This is a genomic window from Streptomyces sp. NPDC017056 (genome assembly GCF_044332485.1).
Lineage (GTDB): Bacteria > Actinomycetota > Actinomycetes > Streptomycetales > Streptomycetaceae > Streptomyces.
Window position 1 is genome coordinate 244,637 of the sequence record NZ_JBIRPD010000004.1, and the last position, 15,829, is coordinate 260,465.

General features: G+C 74.4%; 12 protein-coding genes, 1 tRNA gene and 1 pseudogene. 3 read left to right on the top strand and 11 right to left on the bottom strand.

The annotated features are described in order from the left end of the window. Nucleotides 1–7: 7 nt before the first annotated feature. The 10 genes and pseudogenes from ACH4OW_RS09555 to ACH4OW_RS09600 form a co-directional block, all read right to left on the bottom strand. Nucleotides 8–2,941: an AAA family ATPase gene (locus ACH4OW_RS09555; RefSeq protein WP_398026319.1), complete on the bottom strand. Its 2,934-nt coding sequence runs from the start codon at nt 2,939–2,941 to the stop codon at nt 8–10. Between the two features lie 527 nt (nt 2,942–3,468). Beyond that, nucleotides 3,469–4,101: a hypothetical protein gene (locus ACH4OW_RS09560; RefSeq protein WP_398026321.1), complete on the bottom strand. Its 633-nt coding sequence runs from the start codon at nt 4,099–4,101 to the stop codon at nt 3,469–3,471. 569 nt (nt 4,102–4,670) lie between these two features. Then, nucleotides 4,671–4,758, bottom strand: a tRNA-Leu gene (locus tag ACH4OW_RS09565). 163 nt (nt 4,759–4,921) lie between these two features. Continuing rightward, the gene (locus tag ACH4OW_RS09570; RefSeq protein ID WP_398026323.1) at nt 4,922–5,323 is read right to left on the bottom strand and encodes a chorismate mutase; all 402 of its coding nucleotides are present in this window, start codon (nt 5,321–5,323) and stop codon (nt 4,922–4,924) included. A gap of 230 nt (nt 5,324–5,553) precedes the next feature. Next, a complete protein-coding gene (locus ACH4OW_RS09575; protein WP_398026325.1) occupies nt 5,554–6,384 on the bottom strand; it encodes an EboA domain-containing protein in 831 nt (276 codons plus the stop codon). Beyond that, nucleotides 6,378–7,175 carry a TIM barrel protein gene (locus tag ACH4OW_RS09580; RefSeq protein WP_398026327.1) on the bottom strand — a complete coding sequence of 266 codons (798 nt, stop codon included), beginning with the start codon at nt 7,173–7,175 and terminating at the stop codon, nt 6,378–6,380. Before ACH4OW_RS09580 ends, ACH4OW_RS09575 begins: the two co-directional genes overlap by 7 nt. A gap of 62 nt (nt 7,176–7,237) precedes the next feature. Further along, nucleotides 7,238–8,251 carry a sugar phosphate isomerase/epimerase family protein gene (locus ACH4OW_RS09585; protein WP_398026329.1) on the bottom strand — a complete coding sequence of 338 codons (1,014 nt, stop codon included), beginning with the start codon at nt 8,249–8,251 and terminating at the stop codon, nt 7,238–7,240. A gap of 120 nt (nt 8,252–8,371) precedes the next feature. Beyond that, a pseudogene (locus ACH4OW_RS09590) lies at nt 8,372–8,608 on the bottom strand (gfo/Idh/MocA family oxidoreductase); the annotation flags it as partial. A gap of 65 nt (nt 8,609–8,673) precedes the next feature. Continuing rightward, entirely contained in the window at nt 8,674–8,811 is a 138-nt protein-coding gene (locus ACH4OW_RS09595) for a hypothetical protein (protein WP_398026655.1), read from the bottom strand. Next, nucleotides 8,808–8,984 (bottom strand): hypothetical protein, encoded by a 177-nt coding sequence (locus tag ACH4OW_RS09600; RefSeq protein WP_398026657.1) that lies wholly within the window; start codon nt 8,982–8,984, stop codon nt 8,808–8,810. Before ACH4OW_RS09600 ends, ACH4OW_RS09595 begins: the two co-directional genes overlap by 4 nt. A gap of 57 nt (nt 8,985–9,041) precedes the next feature. Between ACH4OW_RS09600 and ACH4OW_RS09605 the strand changes: the two genes are divergently transcribed. Beyond that, complete coding sequence (locus tag ACH4OW_RS09605; RefSeq protein ID WP_398026331.1) at nt 9,042–12,407, top strand: BTAD domain-containing putative transcriptional regulator; 3,366 nt, start codon at nt 9,042–9,044, stop codon at nt 12,405–12,407. A 3-nt stretch (nt 12,408–12,410) separates the two neighbouring features. On the opposite strand, the gene ACH4OW_RS09610 is transcribed toward ACH4OW_RS09605, so the two are convergent. Further along, nucleotides 12,411–13,310, bottom strand: a complete 900-nt coding sequence (locus ACH4OW_RS09610; protein ID WP_398026333.1) for a siderophore-interacting protein — start codon at nt 13,308–13,310, stop codon at nt 12,411–12,413. A 326-nt stretch (nt 13,311–13,636) separates the two neighbouring features. On the opposite strand from ACH4OW_RS09610, the gene ACH4OW_RS09615 reads away from it, so the two are divergent. Both ACH4OW_RS09615 and ACH4OW_RS09620 read left to right on the top strand, forming a co-directional pair. Beyond that, a complete protein-coding gene (locus ACH4OW_RS09615; protein ID WP_398026335.1) occupies nt 13,637–14,401 on the top strand; it encodes a hypothetical protein in 765 nt (254 codons plus the stop codon). Between the two features lie 180 nt (nt 14,402–14,581). Continuing rightward, nucleotides 14,582–15,829 (top strand): FAD-dependent monooxygenase, encoded by a 1,248-nt coding sequence (locus tag ACH4OW_RS09620; RefSeq protein WP_398026337.1) that lies wholly within the window; start codon nt 14,582–14,584, stop codon nt 15,827–15,829.

Genomic DNA, 15,829 nt, shown 5'->3' on the forward strand with positions numbered 1-15,829 from the left:
GCACCGCTCACCCGGCGCGCAGGCAGTCGCGCGCCGGACCGTCCCCGCACCCGTCCAACCCGGCCCCGTCCGCACCGTCCTGCTTGAGCCGCGTCGCCAGATCGGTACGGCGCTGCACGCCCAGCTTGCGGTACGCGCGGGTCAGGTGCTGCTCGACGGTACTGATCGTGATGAACAGCGCCCCCGCGATCTGCCGGTTGGTGTAACCACGCGCGGCGAGCGCCGCCACGCGCTGTTCCGCGCCGCTCAGCTCGGCGGCCGGCCGGGCGGCGCCGCCCGCCGTGGGCCGTCCGGACGCGTAGGAACCCGCCGCGCCGACCGGCGAAGCCTTCAGGACGGGCGACCTGATGCCGCACTCCCGCATCAGCTGCTGCGCCTTGCGCGCCGCCACCCGCGCCCGGCTGCCGTCGTTCATGTCCCAGTAGGCGTACGACAGTTCCGCCATGGCGTACGCCAACTCCAGCCGGTGACCGCTCTGCTGGAGGAGATCCATGGCCTCGCCGAGCACCCGCGGCCGGTCCCCCTTCTCGGCCAGCGCAGCCAGCCCTCGCAACGCGACGCCCCGCGTCCACGGCCGACGGGCCCCCGGCCGGGTCAGCTCCTCCTCCAACAGCGGCCTGGCGCGGCGGTCGTCGCCCAGCGACACGTACACCCGCGCGGCGTCGGCCCGCCACGGCACCAGCTCGGACAGGTCGAGATCCCACCGCGCCATCAGGTCCCCGCACCGGTGGAAGTCCTCCAAAGCGGCGTACGGCCGGCCGGCGGCGAGGTGGTAGTGACCGCGCGCCCAGAGATACAGCAGCCCGCCGGGCGTCCGGAACGCCGCGTCGGGCACGGGGACCAGCAGATGGGCCGCCGCCTCGTCCAGCCGCCCCATGGCGGCCTTCGCGTACAGCAGCGCGGCGACCGGGACGGCGACGGCCGCCCCCCAGCCTTCGGGCGGTACGACGGTGAGCGCGGTGTGCGCCGACTCCTCCGCCGCGGCCAGCTCGCCGAGCCTGATCTCGATGAACGCCTTCACCGAGGCGAACAGCGCCTGCCACATCGGCGTCCGGCGCTCCCGCGCCTCCGCGAGCAGGATGTCGCACCAGCGCGCCGCCTCCCGCAGCCCGTCGGCGACGACGAGGGCCACCAGGGCGGCCAGCCCCGCCGCCGGGGTCCGGTCCTCGGGCCGGGTCTCGTGGAGTATCCGCTCCGCACGGGCGACCACGTCCCCGGCCGCCTGCTGGTCCAGCACGGAGGCCATCAGCGCCAGCGCCCGCTGCTGGGTGCCCTGCTCGGCCGTCGGGCCCGCCCCACCGGCCGCCTCGCTCCGGTTCCGGTACGCCCCGCCCGCCACCGCGGCCCGGCAGGAACGCCCCGGCCCCGGATACCCGTAAGCACACCAGAGACGGGCGAGATCCCACACGCTCCGCACCCCACCTCCCGGCGCCCTCTCTCCGGGCACCCCTCCCCCCGCCACACCCTCCCCTTCCCTCTTCTCCCCTTCCCGCTGCTCGTCCGCGGCCCGCAGCACCTCAAGGGCCTCATCGGCCCTGCCGAACCACAGCAGGTGGCCGACCAGCGCCTTCGCGTCCCGCGCGGTGAGCCGCCCGGCGAGCGCGGCATCGGTGAGCGCCGGCAGGTGCCGTACGGCAGAGGACGGGTCGACCCGCCACCCGGCGCGCATCAGCGCGACCCTGACCTCGAGCACCTGCCGCTCGTCCGAGCACGCGTCCCGCGCCGCCCGCAGGCAGTCCAGCGCGGGCCCCACGTCGTTGCGAGCCAGCGCGGACTCGGCCGCCTCCAACAGCGTGGGCAGCACCCACGGGGCGTCGACGGGCTCCGCCGCGATCAGATGGCGCGCCAGTACGGCCGCCGGGGCCCCGTGCTCGTACAGCACCCGGGCGACGCGCGCCTGCAAGCGGCCGCAGCCCGGCGGCTCCGCCCGGCGCAGCACCGCCGCCCGGCCGCACGCGTGGCGGAACCGGCCCCCGGCGAGCAGCCCCATCCGGTGCAGACCCCGCAGGCTGCGCTCGGCCGCCGCCCGCGGCACCCCGAGCACCTCGGCCGGCTCCACCTGCTCGGCTTGCGGCCCGAGCACCGCCAGGACCCAGGCGGTACGGCGGGTGAGCGCGTCGCAGCGGTTCAGGCACAGCGCCACGGCGCGCTCGTACGCCGCCCCCGGCACCAGCCCCGCGCCCCCGGCGTCCCCGGCCCGGCCCACGTCCTCGTAGTCGTCCAGCAGCGCCCGCACGAGCAGCGGGCTGCCCCCGCTCAGCCGGTGGAATTCCGAAACCGGCGGCGCGGACCGCCGCCCTTTCTGCCCGGCGGCCGTCATGGCGACGACACCGTCCCGCGGCAACGGACCGACCTGCACGAAACGGCACGCCGGCCGCATCAGCAATTCCTGCCGCGTCTTATTATCTTCCCAATCAGAGCCGACGCTCTCCCCGAGCACCACAAGAATCCGGCTGACATCCAGCCGCCGCACCATATGCAACACACATTCCAGTGAATAAGCATCGGCCTGGTGCACGTCGTCGATACACACCACGACCGGCCTGTTCCTGGCCTGTGCGAACAGGATCCCACTCCACCGCGGAAAGAACTCGACGGCCACCTCCGCGGGAATTCCCCCCTCGGCCGCCCGCGCCGGCGCCCCGCCCGCGACCACCGGAGGCGGCCACCCCGCCGGCTCCCCGCTCGCGCCCGCCGCCTCCGCGGTACGCATCAGCTGGCCCGCCACCCGCAGCGGTACGTCCTTCTCGGCGCCGACCGCCGTGGCCTGCAACCACAACGCCCCTGTCGGCGCGGCCCGCTCCCGGAAGGCGCGCAGCAACGCCGTCTTCCCGCTGCCCACGGCGCCGCTGACCAACGCCACTCCCCCGCGCCCGCCGACGCAGGCGTCGAGCATGCCCTCCAGGACGGAGAGCTCCGTGTCCCGTTCGACCAACCTCATGAGCCGGCTTCACCCCCGTATCCGGACTCGCGTGTTCAGTTGGACAGGTAACCAGTCGCGACCGACCCTTCCGCTCCAACGGTCACAAGAAATGCGCACAGGCCGATTTCCCAGGCCCCCGGAACAGCCACCGCCCGCGTCCGCACCCCGGCACCGGTCCGCTCCGCCCTAACATGTTCCTTATTCCACCAACATTACCTCGCCCACACCCTTCGAAGGCTCCGCCAGGGAAACAATTTCAGGAGCCCCCCATTCCCTCACCAGCACTCCACCCAACCTCACCCAAAACCCTGACTCCAGGTAATCAAATCCCGACCTCACCCCTCCACATCCATTCCCCCACCGCACCAACAGCCCCTTTCCCCCCGCCCACGCACCCCACCCCAACCACCCCACGGACCCACAGCCCCGCACCACATCGCGGCCCGCCAACGAAAGATTCCCGCGCCCCGCAGCTTGGGACCGCGCTAGGCGGCTTTCCGGATCACTGGGGCGGGCGGCTTGCCGGTGGGCCCCCTACGGACCGCCTACGAGCACGTGGAGTCGGTTGGTGCGTCGTGGGTGAGGGCGCAGATCATCTTCTTGCCGCGCCCGTTTGAGGCGTAGGTGGCGAGAAGCTCGCCCTGAAAGTCCTTCCACTGACGCTCGATGTCGTTGATCGCCCCATTTCTGGCGTTCTGATAGTTATGAGCAATCTTGGAGCGGGAGCTGCCCTCCCCGTCCTTGCTGAGGCCGCCCTTGCCGTTGGTGTCGTAGTGAGCGATGCGGCCGTTGCAGTTTTCGACCTTCGTCCCGTCGGACTCGTACTCGCCGGGAACGCAGCCGGTGGTCAGCTTCGGGTCGACGGCCTTGGCCGCGTCGGCCTTCCACTTGGCCGGGGCCTGGCGGCTGTAGGCGCGCAGGCCGAAGAAGGCAGGGACCCCTTTCTGGTGCAGCCCGGGCGGATTGTCCACGCCGATCTTCCGCGTCGTGTCCGCCTGATCGGCCCAGTTGCTGTGGGAGTAGAAGTCCTCGATGGGGTGCCAGGCGCGGCCGAGGTTCTCGAAAACCTCGCACTTGGCACGGCCGGGTTTGTCGTCGTACACACACAGGCGGTTCAGGGCGACATGCGCGGTGTTGATGTGGCCCTGGGAGTTGACGAGCTTGTCGGCGGCGGTCACCGCCTTGTGGAACCGTTCGACGGCGGACTCGACGCAGGCAAGAAGTTCGCCGGTGGCCTGGTGCCTGCTGCGCGGGTAGGAGGCGGCGTTCAGGTAGTCCGCGTTGTCACAGTGCAGACGGGTCCTTTCGGCATAGCTGCCGTGGTGATCTCCTTGTGCGGTCCGGGACCGAAGGCATGCGCGGGGACGGTGGCCGTCGGGCCGTAGGCGAGTGCTGGGGCAATGGCGAGGACTGCGCCGGAGCACCATTGCCGGCGGCAGCGCCTGGCGCGGACCGAGGCGCGGCGAGGGGCGGAAGACGTGTCCATGGGTGCTCCCAGAAGACAGGCACAAACGTCCGTGCCGAACACAGAACCGGAAGCGACCAGGATCTGTGGCCGCAGTCGCCTTCCTCACCCTCAGCGTGGCCCGGGGCACAGCCCGTGGCCTGCTCGGGCGGGCCATTAGTGAGAGGAGAGGGTGCGAGGTCCCCGCCGGGGAACCTTCTGGGCTGTTGGTCACGCAGTTGGTCACGCCACAGCCGAAGAAACAGAAAGACCCCAGATGAACTGGGGTCTCTGCTGGTTTGCTGGTGTCCGAGGGGGGACTTGAACCCCCACGCCCGATAAAGGGCACTAGCACCTCAAGCTAGCGCGTCTGCCATTCCGCCACCCGGACTAGGTGTGGTCTTCGCGGGGTGTTCCCCGCGGCGACATGGACAACAATACCAAGGTTTCGGAGTGGGTTTCACCTGCGTATCCACTGTGGACATAAGCGCAGGTTATGAGCCCCGCAGCACCGGGCTCGGCGGCCCCGCCCGGGCCGCCTCGGCCCGGGACCGTCAGCGCTCGGCGACCCGGCCGGTGGGCTCCGCGGCGCGCTCCGCGGTCGCCTCGGGGGCCGGGGAGCCCTGGTTCGCGATCGCCTTATGGTGCCGAACCACTTCCCCGATGATGAAGTTCAAGAACTTCTCGGCGAAAGCCGGGTCCAGTCTGGCGTCCTCGGCCAGTTTGCGGAGCCGGGCGATCTGGGTGGCCTCGCGGGCCGGGTCGGCAGGCGGGAGGTTGTGGCGGGCCTTGAGCTCGCCGACCTGCTGGGTGCACTTGAACCGCTCGGCGAGCAGGTGCACCAGCGCGGCGTCCAGGTTGTCGATGCTGCCGCGCAGGTAGATCAGGCGCTCGCGCGCCGCCTCGTCGGTGACGGAGGTCGCGTCGCCCGCCTCCGGTGCGGTCCCCTCGCTCATGTGCGTCTCGCCCATCCTCGTCGTACCGGTCGCCCCGGTCGGGTAGTGCTGATCCCGTGCACACTACCCGGCACGGGTGACCGGCTCAGTCGTGTGAAGCGGGCAAGCCGCGCAGATGGCAGGCGGAGCGGCGGGCGGTGGACAGGGAGCCGGCGGTGTTGGCGGCCGGGTAGATGCGCATCGGGACTCCTCGCGTGCCGGAGGGGAGAGGCGGATGAGGGGGAGGACGCCTATGGGGCGGTGAGGGCCAGCACACGCTGGAGGTCGGTGGGTACGGGGCGGTGCGCGGCGGTGCACTCACGGGCGTAGTCGGCGAGCATGCGGGCCAACTCCCTGTCGCCGCGGGCGCGTTCGGCCAGACCTGCCACGGCTGTCACCGGGACGCCGGTGAACAGGCACTTCAATACGGCGTGCCGCCAGGCGTGCGGGTCGAGGTGGCAGGCGGCGTACGGGCCCACGGCGGCGGCGACCAGCCGGGTGTCTTTGGTGCGCAGCGCGTCCTCGACGAGCGGGCGGGCGCTCGGGCCGAGGCCGAGGTGGGGCAGCGCCACGAGCACGGCGCGGCGTTCGGCGGCGGTGCCGTGCTCGTAGAGCCGGGTGACGGTACGGGCGTCGGCGCCGGCCGTGTGCAGGAGCAGGATGCGGGCGGCCTCGGCGGCCTCCGGGTCCCGGGCGTGCGGCGGCTCACGGCGGGTGCACTGCCGGCCTGCCGAGACGAAGCGCATCTCCCACACGGGGAGGGCGTAGGCGGTGTAGGAGCGGGAGGGGGAGGGGGACGGGGACGGGGTGGCGCCGTTGGGGGATGCGGTGTTGGTCGGCGCGCCCTGGCCGGTCGGCGCGGGTTGGCCGGTCGGCGCGGGGTAGCCGGTTGGCTCGGGGTGGCCGGTGGAATCAGGCTGGCCGATGCGATCAGGCCGGCTGGTGGGCTCGGGGTAGCGGTGGGCTGTGGCTTCGGCGTGGGCTTCGGCCAGTGCTTCGTCGAGCCAGGCGCGGGCGGCGCCGCCGAGCCGGGCGCGCAGGGCCGTGTGGAGCTGGGCCATCCACTCGTCCGGTGTCAGCATCGCGTTCCTCCCGCGCTCGGGGCGGACACGGATCGCGTGCCCGGCGGCCGTAAGGGGTCGGCGGCGCGCAGGAAAGAGAGTGAGGTGCGGGCGAGTCCCGGGCCCGCGTGGGAGTGGCGGGGCAGCTCGACGCTGATCAGTCCCTGGTAGCCGACGTCCTTGAGCGCCGCCAGGACCGGTGGGAAGTCGATCTCGCCGTCGCCGAACGGCAGATGTTCGTGCACGCCGCGTCGCATGTCCTCGATCTGGACGTGGCGCAGCCAGGGCGCGGCCGCGCGTACGCATGCGGCGGGCGGCTCGGGTTCCAGGCACTGGCAGTGGCCGATGTCCAGGGTCAGGCCGAGGGCGTCGGCGGCCGGGGCGGGGAGTGTTGCGCGTAGGCGGTGGAAGTCGGCGGCGTCCTCGGTGGCGTCCACGGCGAAGCCGTGCCGCGCGCCGAGTTCCTTGACCGCTGCGATGCCGCCGGGGGGCGCTTTGGTGAAGCCGCCGGCGTCGGTGAGGCGGACCGTGCCGTCGCGCGAGGTGTGGAGCACGGGCCGGTCGGGCAGTACGGCGAGCGACATCGGCTCGCCCATCTCGGGTTCGCCCTTGGCGAGGGTGACCTGCTGGAAGTCCTCGGCCGCTGGGGCTGGGGCGGCGGGCGCGGCGGTGGCGGCCGGCACGCCGGCCAGGGACAGGGACGCTGCGGCCAGCAGCGCGCTCGCGAACAGGGCGAGTGCCGGACGCAGAGCGAATGCCGGACGCAGGGCGAATGCCGGACGCGGGGCGCCTCGGCGGGGTCTTCGGTGCACGGTGCCTCCCTTGCGGGTGGGTGGGCGGCGGTGTCACCCGGCCTGGCGGCCCGGGGCCGAGTTCAGGCGCCGGTCGGGTCCGCGCCGAACGCCGCGTCGAAGGCGGCGGCGGGCGGCTCGTAGTCGTACTTCCTGAGGTGGGCCAGTGCTTCGGGGGCGCCTTGGAGGCGGTCCATGCCCGGGTCCTCCCATTCGACCGACACCGGGCCCTCGTAACCGATCGAGCGCAGCATCCGGAAGACGTCCTCCCAGGGCACCTCGCCGCGCCCGGCGGAGACGAAGTCCCAGCCGCGGCGCGGGTCGCCCCAGGGCAGGTGGGAGCCGAGGCGGCCGTTGCGGCCGTCCAGCCGGCGCCGCGCCTCCTTGCAGTCCACGTGGTAGATCCGGTCGCGGAAGTCGTACAGGAAACCGACCGGGTCGACGTCCTGCCAGACGAAGTGGCTGGGGTCGAAGTTGAGGCCGAAGGCGGGCCGGTGGCCGACCGCCTCCAGGGCGCGGCGGGTGGTCCAGTAGTCGTAGGCGATCTCGCCGGGGTGCACCTCGTGGGCGAAGCGCACGCCTTCCGCGTCGAAGACGTCCAGGACGGGCCCCCAGCGTTCCGCGAAGTCCGCGTAGCCGGCTTCGACCATCGACGGCGGTACGGGCGGGAACATGGCGACCAGGTGCCAGATGGCCGAACCGGTGAAGCCGACGACGGTCCGTACGCCGAAGGCCGCTGCGGCGCGCGCGGTGCCGGCCAGCTCGGCGGCGGCCCGGCGCCGTACGCCTTCCGGCTCGCCGTCGCCCCAGACGCGGGCGGGCAGGACGGCGCGGTGCCGCTCGTCGATGATCGCGTCGCAGACGGCCTGCCCCACCAGATGGTTGGAGATGGCCCAGCACTTGAGTCCGTACTTGTCGAGCAGCTGGCCGCGGGTGGCCAGATAGCCGGGCTCGGTCAGCGCCCGGTCGACTTCGAAGTGATCGCCCCAGCAGGCGAGTTCGAGTCCGTCGTAGCCGAAGTCGCGGGCGAGGCGGCAGACCTCCTCCAGGGGCAGGTCCGCCCACTGTCCGGTGAAGAGCGTGAACGGTCTGGCCATACGGGCCTCCTCGGTACGGACGGGCGGGCAGGCGGCGGTACGGACGGGCGGGCGGCGGGAAGGGCGGGCGCGAGGAAACGATCCGGTGAGGAGTCGCGGCTGACAAGAGGGGGCGGTGCGTCAGGCGGGGAAGTCAGCCACGGCCGGGGGCACGGGTGTGTACGCACAGTTCCTGGCGACGCTGTCCTCCACGGCGGCCGGCACGCGCTGCACCTGGAGCCCGTCCGCGAAGGAAGGTTCCGGCTCGGTGCCGCCGGCGATGGCGTGCACGAGGTCGCGCGCCCGGTGGACGAAGGTGTGCTCGTAGCCGAGGCCGTGGCAGGGCGGCCACCACGCTTCCAGGTACGGGCGCCTCGGGGTCGACCAGCCAGTCCTGGAGGTAGCTGGCGCGTACGTGCCGCAGGGTGCCGACGCGGCCGCTGCTAGGGCGCGGTGAGGGCGCCGACGGCCACCAGCGCGGCGAGCACGCCGAGCAGGGAGAGGTTGCGCACGTCGGCGCGGGCGCCGGGCCGGCCGCGTACGGGGGACGGGCGCGGCTCTGCCGCCTCGGAGGTGCTCATGGCCGGTCTCCTCGCGGGGTGCCGGCACGCCCCGCGGCGCTCCTCGCCATGACGAGGTCGAGCACCCGGTGTTCGTCCAGCGCCGCCGCGCGGTCTTCGTGGACGAGCCGGCCTTCGCGCAGGACGAGCACGTGATCGGCCGTACAGGGAAGAAGTACGGTCGGTATCCTCACCTACTTTCTCCCGCCCGAGGACAAAGCGTGCGGGCGGCGGCCGGGGACAATGGTCCGGTGATCTACCGTTACCGCGTTCTCGGCGCCACGCAGGCGCTCCGCCCCGATGGCACCGAGGTGCCGCTCAAGGGAGCGCGGCTGCGCGCGCTGCTGGTCGCGCTGGCGGCCGGCGGCGGGCGCCCGGTACCGGCCGACCAGCTGATCGCGCAGGTGTGGGGCGAGGACGAGGAACCGCCCGCGGACGCCCCCGCGGCGCTCCAGGCGCTGGTGGGGCGCCTGCGCCGGGCGCTCGGCGGCCCTGCGGTGGCCTCGTCGCCCGGCGGTTACGCGCTGGCGGCGGAGCCGGACGCCGTCGACCTCTTCCGCTTCGAGCGGCTGGCGGCGGAGGGAACGGCCGCCCTGCGCGACGGCGATCCCGCCACCGCGGCCGGCCTGCTGGACGAGGCGCTGGCGCTCTGGCACGGCCCCGCGCTGGCGGACCTGCCGGGACGGGACGGCGACCCGCTCGCCGTACGGGCCGAACGGCGGCACGGCGAGGCCCGCCGCGCCCGGCTGGCGGCCGAGGTCGCGGCGGGCCGGGCGGCGGACGCGCTGGCCGAGCTGGCGGCGCTGGCCACGGCGGAGCCGCTGGACGAGCCGCTCCAGGCGCTGCGCATCCGGGCCCTGTCGGCGGCGGGGCGGCAGGCCGAGGCGTTGCAGGCGTACGAAGAGGTACGGGCCGGGCTCGCCGAGCAGCTGGGCACCGACCCGGGCGCCGAACTGCGCGCCCTGCACACGGACCTGCTGGCCGGGACCCCGGCCCCGGAGCCGCGGGCAGCCCGCGGAAACCTCCGCTCGCGCCTCACGTCCTTCGTCGGCCGGAGCGACGAACTGGCAGCCCTTTCGCGGGCGTTGACCTCCAGTCGGCTCGTCACCCTGCTGGGTGCCGGCGGTGTCGGCAAGACCCGTCTCGCTTTGGAGGCCGCCGAAGCGGCCGCCGCCGCGAACGGCGCGCGGTGGCCCGACGGCGTCTGGATCGCCGAACTGGCCCCCGTACGGGACGGGGCGAGCGTGCCCGAAGCCGTACTGACCGCGCTCGGCGGGCGCGAGACGCTGGTGCGCGGCCCCGCCGCCGACGAACTGCACGCCTCCGAGGCCAACGGGTCCGGGCGTGCTCCCCTCGCGCAGCTGGTGGAGCACTGCGAGCGGCGGCGGATGCTGCTCGTGCTGGACAACTGCGAGCATGTGATCGGCGCGGCGGCCGAGCTGGCGCACGCCGTGGCGGCCGGCTGCCCGGGTGTGACGGTGCTGGCCACCAGCCGTGCACCGCTGGGTGTACCGGGCGAGACGGTACGCCCCGTCGAGCCGCTGCCGCCGCACGGCGCGCTCCGGCTGCTGGCCGAGCGGGGTGCCGCCGCGCGCCCGGGATTCCGTACGGAGGACGACCCTGCCGCGTGTGCGGAGATCTGCCGCAGGCTCGACGGGCTGCCGCTCGCCCTCGAACTGGCGGCGGCTCGGCTGCGGGCGCTCACGCCGCGGCAGATCGCGGAGCGGCTGGACGACCGGTTCCGGCTCCTGCGCGGCGGCAGCCGGACGGCGCTGCCCCGGCAGCAGACGCTGCGCGCCGTCGTGGACTGGTCCTGGGACCTGCTCACGGCGGACGAGCGCGCGGTACTGCGCCGCCTGTCCGTCTTCTCCGGCGGCTGCGAGGCGGCGGAGGCGGAGTACGTGTGTGCCGGTCCGGCCTCCCCTGACACACCGGCCGACGTCCTGGACGGCCTCGCCTCCCTCGTGGACAAGTCGCTGGTCACCGCGGCCCCGGAGAGCCCGCGTGGCATGCGGTACCGGCTGCTCGAAACGGTCGCCGAGTACGCCGGGGAGCGGCTCGCGGAATCCGGGGAGCGGCCGGCCGTGGAGCTGCGGCACCTGACCGCGTACCGGGAGCTGGCCCGTACCGGCGACGCCGGGCTGCGCGGGCCGCGGCAGGCGGAGTGGCTGGAGCGCCTGGAGACCGAGCACGGCAACATCAGGGCCGCGCTGCACACGGCGGTCGGCCGCGCCGCGGAGCAGGAGGCGCTGTGCCTGGTCCTGTCCATGAGCTGGTTCTGGCAGCTGCGCAACCACCAGGCGGACGCCCGGCGCTGGTCGGCGGCGGTCGCCGGGGTCGCGGCCGACCCGTTCGCCGAGCCCGTACGGCCCGCCGGGCCGCTGGCGGAGCGGTGCACCTCGGTTCCTCCGCCGTGGTCGGGGGAACGGCTGTGGGAGGCCCGGCGCGGGGTGCGGCTGCTGGTGCTGGCGAGCCACGGCGGGCAGGAGGACGGCCTCTCGCCCGTCGGCCCGCCGCCCGCCCGTGCGTACCTGGAGTCGATCGTGGCCGCGTACCGTACGGGGCTGCCGCAGACCGCGCGGCAGCCGGGCGTCATGTGGTTCTTCGCCCGGCTGATGACCGGAGGGTTCGCGGGGCCCGACGAGGCGGTCGACGCGGTCGTGCGGAACTGCCGCGAGGTGGGCGACGGCTGGGACCTGGGCCTGGCGCTGCTGCTGCGCACCAAGCTGCTCGGCAACCGCCCCGCCGGGCTGGACCGCTCCGCGCGTGACGCCGAGGAGGCATTGGCCCTCTTCGAGGACGCCGGAGACCACTGGGGCATCGCCGAGTCGCTGTCCGCGCGGGGCGAGACGTACGAACGGCGCGGGCAGTACGCCCTGGCGGACGCGGACTTCGAGCGCGCCATGAACAGTTCGGCACTGATCGGCGCACACACGCAAGTACCCGTCTTCAAGGCGCGGTTGGCGGCCGTACGCCTGGAGGGCATGTACGCAGGTGACGGCGATGGCGCTGCCGCCACCCGGTCCTGTTCGCCCCGCGTTCAACAAGCCGAGCAACTACTGCTGGAGGCGGTGACGGAATCCCGCTCCTCCTCCGGCGAATCGCTGAGCACGGCGCGGCTGCTGCTGGCCCGGCACTACGGCAGGACCGGCCGCACCCTTCTCGCCCGCGAGCAACTGCGGGAGGCAGAGCGGCCGTTCACCACCGGCACGCCGGAATTGTTCGCGGGCATGGTAACGGGCCTGCACGGCTGGCTCGACTGTCTCGACGGGGATTTCGGGCGCGCCCGTACGCACCTCCGCCAGGCCGTCAGGCAGCTCGGCGACCTGGCGCATCTGGTGGCCCCCCACCTGGTCACCCACCAGTTCCTCTGCGGCGCCTGGGCGATGTGCCACCTGAGCGCGGCGGAGGACGGCGCCCGCCTGCTGGGCGCGTACGACCGTCACGCGCCCGCCGCCGAAGGCTTCGGGTTCCAGCCGCTGCCCGCCGAGGTGGAGGCCCGGCTGCGCCGGCGGGCCGAGGCCGAGCTGCGCACCGCGCTGGGCACCGACGCGTACCGGCGGGCCCACACCGGGGGCGGCGGCCTCTCGGTGCGGGAAGCCGCCGCCCTCGTCTGACGGCTACTGCGCGCCGGCCAGCCGTTCCCTGGCCTCGGCCAGGTCCTCTTCGGTCGGCGCGTCATCCTGGCTCAACGCGCGCCGCCAGTAGCCGGTGAACTCGACGTCCCGCTTGTCCAGGCCCCGGTCGCCGACGAGGTGCCGGCGCAGCGCGCGGACCGCGCCCGCCTCCCCGGCGAGCCAGGCGAACACCGACCCCGCCGGGAACCGGGCCGCGCGCACCGCCCGTACCAGCAGCTCGCCGGGCCCGGCCGCTCCCGGGCCGCGGTGCAGCCAGTGCACGGTCAGGTCCCCGCGGGTGTCGAACACCTGCTCCTCCGCCGCGTCCGCCACCTCAACGTAGGCCACCGCGCGGGCCCCCTCGGGCAGCCACTCGGCCAGCGTGCCGATGGCCGGCAGCGCGGTCTCGTCCCCGGCGAGCAGCATCCAGTCGGCCGTGCCGAGCGGGACGGGCCTGGCGAAGTACGCCGCCGGGCCGAACATGCCGAGCACGTCCCCCGGCGCTGCGGTACGCGCCCACCGCGTCGCCGGGCCGCCCGCCGCGCCCGTACCGTGCAGCACGAAGTCGATGTCGATCGTGTCGTGCCGCGGGTGGTGCGCCCGGACCGTGTAGCTGCGCGCCCAGGGCCGCTCGTCCTCGGGTATGGCGTGGAACGCCTGGTACCAACGCATCACGTCGCCGTCGGCGGGCGGGCCGGGAAGCCGCGGGACGCGCTGCCCCTGCCGGGGGAAGTACAGCTTGACCTGCTGGTCGGGGCCGTCGAGACGGAAACCGGCGAGGGCGTCCCCGCCGAAGGTGACGCGGACCATGCGCGGCGAGGTCCGCCGGACCGCGACGACCTCGACGTACCGGACCGGCAGGGCCGCCGGAGTCGCCGGAGTCGCCGGAGAGTGTTGCTGCATCGGTTCTCCCGTGGGCAGGGGCCACCGGCCGGGCGTCGGACGGTGGCACGAGGGGTGCGGCAGCGCGCGAAGACGGCGGCGCGCTGCGCGAGGTGACGGCACGACCGTCCCAGCGGCCGCCTACACGCCGCCTACAGGACGCCTGCACGCACCGGACACGGCACGGGAGCACCCCCGGGCCCCAGCTATCCGGGTGATTCGCCCGCACAGCCGTCACAGCGGCGGCCTCTCCGTCAATACGTCTGCTGACAGGGAGAGCCCCGCCGTCCGCCGCCGGTACCGCCGCCCGGCGGGCGGCACCCAGACGAAGAACGGATCACCACACCATGCCCGCAGACCGCTGCCGCCTGCTCCCCATCGCCTCCGCCGGCGCCCTCGCCCTCGCCGCGGCGCTGAGCGCCGGAACCCCCCTCGCGACCGCCGCCCCGGCCGCGCCCTCCGCCACCCACGAGGCAGGCCCCCGGCCCGCACCCCGGGACCCGGGACTGCGGGTCGCCGGGGGCACCGCCGACTTCTGCCTCGCCCCCGGCGCCACCCGCGCCCTCGCGAAGGCCGCCGTCCGCCTCGCCGCCGTGGCACCGGCGAAGCTCACCGGCACGGCCGAGCGCCGGTGCGTGACCGCGCCGATCTCGGGCGGTTCGTTCGACACCCGGTTCACCTCCGGGCACCTCGCCTTCGGGGGCGGCTTCGACTTCGTACGCAAGGACGGCCGCCACCTGAAGGTCGACGCGCTGCGCGGCGACCTCGCGCACCGGCACGTCACCGGCAACGTGAACGGCTCCAAGGCGCACCGCACCGACTTCCTCGCGTTCCGCATCGACCCCCGACGCGTCAAGATGGGCGGCGGGCAGGTACGGGCGCAGCTCGCCTTCACCCTCACCGAGCGGGGCGCCGGCGCCTTCCGCGACGCCTTCCGCACCCGCTCGCCGCTCGCCGCCGGCCAGCGGGTGTTCGACGGGGTCGGTACGGCCCGGCTCGCCCAGAACCCGTCCGGCGCGCAGTCCGGCCCCGCGCCCCAGGCAGCCGGCGGCACGAAGCGGCCGGCGACGAGCGGCGCCTTCGACCCCGTGAACGACGTGACGGTCAGCTGAGCCGACCGGGCGGCGGGGCGTCGTACCGGCGCGCCCGCCGCCCGGCCCCGCACCGCCAGGGTGCGACCCCGTTGCCGGGCACCCATGCCCCCATCAGCGGCAACACCTGTGAACATGTGTTTTCTCGACCGCCGCGGGCCACCGTGGACCACGGCGCGATACGGGAGGGGCAGGGGTCCGATGCACGGAGGCAAGGTCGCCGTCGTGGGCGGCAGCATCGCCGGTTGCGCTGCCGCGCTCGCCGCACACCGGGGCGGCGCGGCAGAGGTCACCGTGTACGAACGGGCCGCCGAAGACCTGGCCGAGCGCGGCGTCGGCCTGGGCATGCGCAACGCCCACTACGCCGAACTGGCCGACGCGGGCTACATGGACGCCGGCATGCCCTGGCTCCAGCTGTCCCGCCGCCGCTGGTACACGCGCGACGGCGCCGCACCGTTCGGCCGGCTGGTGGGGGAACTCGCCCTGCCGTTCCGTACGTACAACTGGGGCCCCCTCTGGCGCGCGCTGCGCGACCGGATGCCCGCGACCACCGCGTTCCACGGGGGCAGCGCGGTCCGCACGGCCGAGGCCTCGGCCGACGGCGCCGCCGTCCGCCTCGACGACGGCACCACGCACCACGCCGACCTGGTCGTCGGCGCGGACGGCTACCGTTCGGTGGTGCGCGGCGCCGCCTTCCCCGACGTACAGCCCGCGTACGCCGGGTACCTCGCCTGGCGCGGCGCCTTCCCCGCCGAACGGCTGGCCGCACTCGACGGAATCGCCCCCGGCGGCCGGTGGCCGGCCGACGACGCCGTCTTCGCCGTCTTCCCCGGCGGCCACGCCGTCATCTACCGCATCCCCGGCGAAGCGAGCGGACACCGCGTCAACTGGGCGCTGTACACCGTCCCGCCCCAAGGCGCCGACCTCGCCCTGGACACGCCCACGAGCCTGCCGCCCGGCTCCCTCGACGACATCCTGCACGCCCACTTCGCGCAGATCACCGGCGACCTCCTGCCGCCCTACTGGGGCGAGCTGGCGCGCCTCACCCTCCCCGGCGAGCTGTTCATCCAGCCCATGTACGACTTCACGGCGCCGCGCTACGCCGCCGGCCGCGTCCTGCTCGCCGGCGACGCGGCCACGGTCGCCCGCCCGCACACCGGCAGCGGCGCGGTGAAGGCCCTCCAGGACGCCACCGCCCTGGAGGCCGCCTGCGCCGCCGCCGGAAGCTGGGCCGACGTCCCCGCCGCGTACGACGCCGCCCGCGGCGCCGCGGGCCGCTCGATGATGGAACTGGGCCGCCGCCTGGGCGACGCCCTCGTCCTGCGCAGCCCGGACTGGCGCACGGTGCGCCAGGCGGACCTGGACGCCCTGTGGGCGGGGACGAACGCGGGCGCGTTCGGCGGGCGGACGCCGGACGCCGGGAAGACGCCGCCCGGCGGCCGCCGGTAG

What these genes read in the sequence shown, in the direction of transcription:
- ACH4OW_RS09555 (WP_398026319.1), bottom strand. Translation starts at nt 2,941, where the DNA reads ATGAGGTTGGTCGAACGGGACACGGAGCTCTCCGTCCTGGAGGGCATG.
- ACH4OW_RS09570 (WP_398026323.1), bottom strand. Translation starts at nt 5,323, where the DNA reads ATGAGCGAGGGGACCGCACCGGAGGCGGGCGACGCGACCTCCGTCACC.
- ACH4OW_RS09575 (WP_398026325.1), bottom strand. Translation starts at nt 6,384, where the DNA reads ATGCTGACACCGGACGAGTGGATGGCCCAGCTCCACACGGCCCTGCGC.
- ACH4OW_RS09585 (WP_398026329.1), bottom strand. Translation starts at nt 8,251, where the DNA reads ATGGCCAGACCGTTCACGCTCTTCACCGGACAGTGGGCGGACCTGCCC.
- ACH4OW_RS09595 (WP_398026655.1), bottom strand. Translation starts at nt 8,811, where the DNA reads ATGAGCACCTCCGAGGCGGCAGAGCCGCGCCCGTCCCCCGTACGCGGC.
- ACH4OW_RS09610 (WP_398026333.1), bottom strand. Translation starts at nt 13,310, where the DNA reads ATGCAGCAACACTCTCCGGCGACTCCGGCGACTCCGGCGGCCCTGCCG.
- ACH4OW_RS09615 (WP_398026335.1), top strand. Translation starts at nt 13,637, where the DNA reads ATGCCCGCAGACCGCTGCCGCCTGCTCCCCATCGCCTCCGCCGGCGCC.
- ACH4OW_RS09620 (WP_398026337.1), top strand. Translation starts at nt 14,582, where the DNA reads ATGCACGGAGGCAAGGTCGCCGTCGTGGGCGGCAGCATCGCCGGTTGC.